Genomic DNA, 945 nt, shown 5'->3' with positions numbered 1-945 from the left:
CCAGATCACAGCCTTCTGCAACACGCTTTAGGGTCCGTCTTCAAAGAGACTTTGCCCAGGCCAGGAACGATGCCAGGCAGACCGCTGCTTCGTCGGAGGTAGCGGTCTTGTCGTACCTGGTTGCTATGCCTCGGAACTGCTTGAGTGTGTTGAAGCATCGTTCGGCTGTGTTGCGGCGCCGGTAGATTGTGGGGTTGAAGGCGGGTGGCCGGCCGCCGTCAGAGCCACGGAGCATGCGGTGCCTGGCCTGGTCGCGTTTTTCCGGAATGGTGTGGCCGATTCCGCGTTTGCGCAGGTAGGCGCGGAAGTGGCGGGAGCTGTAGGCCTTGTCTGCGACTACGTGGTCCGGTCGCGACCGGGGCCGGCCGCCCTCGCTGCGGGGGACGCGGATGCGTTCGAGCAGGGGCTGGGCCTGAGCGCTGTCATGCTGCTGGCCTGGAGATATGAGGATGGCCAGGGGCCGGCCGCGGCCGTCGCAGGCCAGGTGAATTTTGGTGGTCAGGCCTCCCCGGGAACGGCCGAGGGCGTGATCGCCCGGCTCTCTTGTTTCCCCCTTTTTTTCGGCCGGTGTCGGCGGCATGCTGGTGGGCCCGGACGATGGTGGAATCGATCTGGACCAGCCAGTCGATGTTGCCTGTCGCGTCGGCCCGGGCTTGAATCTGCTGGAGAGCGTGGGTGAACACGCCGTTCAGCGCGTAGCGCCGGAAGCGGGTGTAGACCGTCTTCCAGGGGCCGTACCGGTCAGGCAGGTCGCGCCAGGAGATTCCTGTGCGGATCTTGCAGACCATGCCATTGACAACCCGCCGGTCATCGGCCCGAGGGCGACCGATGCCGGATCGAGGCAGAAGCGGGGCCAGTAACTCCCACTCTTGGTCGGAGAGTTCATGACGACGGCGCACTCAATCATCATGGACCACTCCGGCGATCCTTTGAAGACGGACCGTA

General features: G+C 64.7%; 1 protein-coding gene. It reads right to left on the bottom strand.

The genetic code is table 11. From position 1 onward, the window contains the following. Positions 1-40 precede the first annotated feature (40 nt). A protein-coding gene (locus tag ACFPP6_RS36445; RefSeq protein ID WP_382051142.1) for an IS5 family transposase occupies positions 41-899 on the bottom strand; the annotation gives its coding sequence in 2 pieces (ribosomal slippage) (positions 41-529 and positions 531-899; 858 coding nt in all). Between the last annotated feature and the right edge of the window lie 46 nt (positions 900-945).

The sequence above is a fragment of the Streptomyces aureoversilis genome, assembly GCF_042657885.1.
Lineage (GTDB): Bacteria > Actinomycetota > Actinomycetes > Streptomycetales > Streptomycetaceae > Streptomyces > Streptomyces aureoversilis.
This window is presented reverse-complemented; position numbering and strand designations above follow the sequence as displayed.